Below are 3,897 nucleotides of genomic sequence, written 5' to 3'. Positions count from 1 at the left end.
CGGGCAGCACCAGCCACCAGCTTTCCAGCAGATGGGCCGCCAGCAGCACCCCGCAGACGGCGGCCAGACCCCGGCGGCTCCGCTTGATGCGCGGCCACAGCAGCGCCAGGAAGGGCAGGAACCCCTGGGCCAGGACGACCGCCAGGGCCGCCCAGCCCCAGCCGCCGTCCAGCCGCTTCAGGTACCAGGTGATCTCCGACGGCAGGTCGCCCTCCCACACGATCAGGAACTGCATGAAGGACAGGTAGGTCCACAAAAGGATCGCCGCGATCAGCAGGCTGCCGAGGTCCCGGCGCTGGTTGTCGCCGGCCGGCGACAGCGCGGTGGTAGTAAGCGTCGCCGCCGCCAGCGCGGCCAGCAGGGCGCCGCTGATCGCCACCATCCCGTAGATGCTCGACCCCCAGCCCGGTTCGATCGACATCAGCCAGTCGAACGAGGCGAAGGTGGCGGTGACGCCCATGACGATCAGCCCCGGCGCCGCCAACGACGTTCCGCGCCCGGCCGGCACCGCCAGCAGCGCCCAGGCGGCGAAGTAGAATGCCGCCCGCCCCAGGAAGAACGGCGTGTTCAGGTAGAAGGCGTTGGCAAGCTTCTCCGCCTCCTCCGGCCGCGCCCAGGGGTACAGCAGCGGCAGGCCCAGCAGGATCGGGACGAACGCCAGTGCGGCGGCGGGAAGCGTCGTCGCCAGCGCCTTCAGCGGCAGCTTGGCGGCATCGCCCCAGCGACCGCCCGTCAGGTCGTGGGCCAGCAGCAGCATCAGCGCCCCTACCGGAAAACCGATCCAGAAAGCCCAGCCGGCCAGCCAGCCGCGCAGCGCCGCCTCGGGCTCGACGCTCCATCCCAGCGCGCAGACGGCGCCGCCGGCCAGGGTCGCGGCCGATGAAGCGGCATAGGCGATACGGCTCCCCACCGTCATTCCAGGCTCTCCCGCACGCTCTCGGGCAGGCTTGCGACATCGGCGTCGCGGCTCTCCTGAAGGACGCGGATATAGGCGGCGATGGCCCAGCGGTCGGAGGGGGTGACCCGGTCGGCGTAGGAATACATGACGCCCCAGCCGTCGGTGACGACATCGTAGAAGTGCCGCGTCGGGGCCGAGCGCAGCCGCTCGATATGGAGCGACGGCGGCGCCGGGAAGCCGCGCTTGACGATCATGCCGTCGCCCTGCCCCTGAAAGCCGTGGCAGGGCGAGCAGTAGATCTCGTACCGCTCGTGCCCGCGCTCCAGCAGTGCGGCGCGCAGTGCCGGGATCGGCTGGGGAACGTCGTCGCGGGCGATGGTGTGCTCCGCCGGCTTCGGCGGCCAGATCTCCCGGCTATGCAGATCGCCGGCGGGTTGCCAAGTCTTGCTGCGCGGCTGTTCCGCCATATTGTCGCACCCGGCTGCCAGCAGAGCCAGCAGCAGCAGCAGCAGGGGGAAGCCGGCGTGCCGGGCCGTCATGCCGGCACCTCCGCGATCCGGAGGGGGTTGTGGACATCCAGCAGGCGGCGCAGGCGTTCGGGCTCGAATTGGGGATCGCTTGCATCGACGCAGATCAGGAAGCGGTCCTGGGATGCGCGCTCGAATCCCGGTGCTGCGAAGACCGGGTGGTACAGCAGCGGCAACCGGCAACCCCAAAGCAGGGCGACGGCGCCGGCCAGCACCATGCACAGGATCGACAGTTCGACCGTGGTGGTGCCGAAGGCCGGCCAGCTATTCAGCGGCCTGCCGCCGATGTTGAGCGGATACCCGATCACCGAGCCGTACCATTGCAGGAAGAAGCCGCCGGCTGCTCCCAGGACTCCCGCTACGAAGACGATAAGGGGAATGCGCGATGGCTGGCGTTCCAGGATCTGATCGGCGTCCTCGACCGGTTCGGGGCCATAGACCTCGATCCGGCGGAAGCCCGCCGCGCGCAGGCGCTGGAGGGCCGCCACCGCCTGTTCCTGCTCGTCGAACTCGGCGACGAGACCATACAGGGGGGCGGTATCGCTCACTGGCTCCCCCCGCGCTTCTGCTTGCCGGCCAATTCCCGCATCTCGAACATGGAAACCATCGGAATGAAGCGCAGCAGCAGGAAAAAGCCGGTCAGGAACAGGCCGACCGATCCGGCCAAGGTCGCCCAGTCCCAGAAGGTCGGGGTATAGATCGCCCAGCTCGATTCCGAATGGTTCCGGTGCAGGCTGGCGACCACGATCACGTAGCGCTCGATCCACATGCCGATCACGACGCACAGCGCTATCGCGAACAGCAGCGGCTGGTTCAGCCGCACCGCCCGGAACCAAAGCAGTTGCGGAACGATGCAGTTTAGGATTATCTTCGCCCAGTACCAGGGGGCATAGTGTCCGGTCAGGTTGGACAGGGCCGCCGTGATCTCGGCATGTTCGCCCCGGTAGAACGGCATGAAGATTTCCAGGCCGTAGCAGTAGCCGATCAGCAGGCTGGTGGTCAGCATCAGCCGGGCCAGTATGTCGATGTGACGGGGCGTGACGATGCCGTCGAGTTCCAGGGCGCGGCGCAGCGGGATCACCAGCATCAGCACCACCGCGAAGCCCGACAATACGGCGCCGAACACGAAATAGGGCGGGAACTGCGTCTCGTGCCAGCCCGGCGCCAAGCCGCCCGCGAAGTCCAGGCCGACGATGCTGTGGACCGAGATCACCAGCGGCGCCATCAGTCCGGCCAGGACAAGATATGCCGTGCGGTATTCCCGCCAGTGCAGCGACGATCCCTGCCAGCCCAGGGCCAGGATGCCGTAAAAGACCCGCTGCCGGCGACCGGTGGCGCGGTCGCGCAAGGTCGCCATGTCGGGGATCAGGCCGATGTACCAGAACAGGACGGAGGCCACGACGTAGACCAGGATCGCCACGAAGTCCCAGTGCAGCGGGCTGCGGAACTGTGGCCAGGTTCCCATCGTGTTCGGGTAGGGGAACAGCCAGTAGAAATACCACCAGCGCCCGAGATGGATGACCGGCATGATGCCGGCGCAGGCGACGCAGAAGACCGTCATGGACTCCGCGATCCGGTTGATGGCGCTGCGCCAGTCGGACCGGGTCAGGAAGAACAGGGCGGAAATGATCGTCCCGCCGCTCGCCATGCCGACCCACCAGACATAGTTGCCGATCGCGAAGCCCCAGGCGACCGGCCAGTTGATGCCCCAGATGCCGACGCCCCGGATGAACAGCCACGCCAGCGACACGGCGAACAGCAGCAGGAGCGACAGCGAGATGCCGAAGCCGATCCACCACCACAGCGGAGTCTTCCGCTCCAGCACGAGGTCGCTGACATGGTCGGTGACCGGCTTGGCCGTCATGGTCGCTCAAGCCTCCCCGATCTCGGGGTTGGGGTTGCGCAGGCGGGCCTGATAGGTGGTGCGCGGCCGGGTGTTGAGTTCGGTGAGCAGGCCGTAGTCGAGCGGGCTCGCCTTGCGGCGGTTGACGGCGCTGCCGGGATCGTTGAGGTCGCCGAAGACGATCGCCTCGGCCGGGCACGCCTGCTGGCAGGCGGTCCGGATCTCGCCATCGCGGATCGGCCGGCCGTCGCGGTCGGCCTCGATCCGGGTGTTGCGGATGCGCTGGATGCAGTAGGTGCATTTCTCCATCACGCCGCGCGCCCTGACGGTGACGTCGGTGTTCCACGACATCGCCAGCCGGGGATCGTCGCGGGCATAGTCGAAGTAGTTGAACCGCCGGACCTTGTAGGGGCAGTTGTTGGAGCAGAAGCGGGTGCCGACGCAGCGGTTGTAGACCATGACGTTGAGGCCGTCGGTGTCGTGGACGGTCGCCGAAACCGGGCAGACCACCTCGCACGGCGCATGCTCGCAATGCATGCACGGCATCGGCTGGAAAAAGATCTCGTCGGGCGCTTCCGGTTCTCCGGCATACCAGGTATCGACCCTGATCCAGTGCATCTGGCGGTTCC

General features: G+C 67.6%; 5 protein-coding genes. All 5 read right to left on the bottom strand.

The window, feature by feature from the left end:
* Nucleotides 1-916, bottom strand: a 916-nt coding sequence (locus AC5JJ6_RS02945) for a hypothetical protein (protein WP_496040614.1), incomplete at its 3' end; no start/stop codon positions are given.
* Nucleotides 913-1,437, bottom strand: a complete 525-nt coding sequence (locus AC5JJ6_RS02940) for a c-type cytochrome (RefSeq protein ID WP_496040613.1) — start codon at nt 1,435-1,437, stop codon at nt 913-915. The genes AC5JJ6_RS02940 and AC5JJ6_RS02945, both read right to left, overlap by 4 nt.
* Nucleotides 1,434-1,973: a DUF3341 domain-containing protein gene (locus tag AC5JJ6_RS02935; protein WP_496040612.1), complete on the bottom strand. Its 540-nt coding sequence runs from the start codon at nt 1,971-1,973 to the stop codon at nt 1,434-1,436. Before AC5JJ6_RS02935 ends, AC5JJ6_RS02940 begins: the two co-directional genes overlap by 4 nt.
* Nucleotides 1,970-3,289: an NrfD/PsrC family molybdoenzyme membrane anchor subunit gene (nrfD, locus tag AC5JJ6_RS02930; RefSeq protein WP_496040611.1), complete on the bottom strand. Its 1,320-nt coding sequence runs from the start codon at nt 3,287-3,289 to the stop codon at nt 1,970-1,972. Before nrfD ends, AC5JJ6_RS02935 begins: the two co-directional genes overlap by 4 nt.
* Before the next feature lie 6 nt (nt 3,290-3,295).
* A partial coding sequence (locus AC5JJ6_RS02925; RefSeq protein WP_496040610.1) for a 4Fe-4S dicluster domain-containing protein occupies nt 3,296-3,897 on the bottom strand: 602 nt, incomplete at its 5' end.

This window comes from Skermanella sp. (assembly GCF_059503625.1).
The sequence above is the reverse complement of the archived record's forward strand: the minus strand, read 5'-3'. Positions and strand labels throughout refer to the sequence as shown.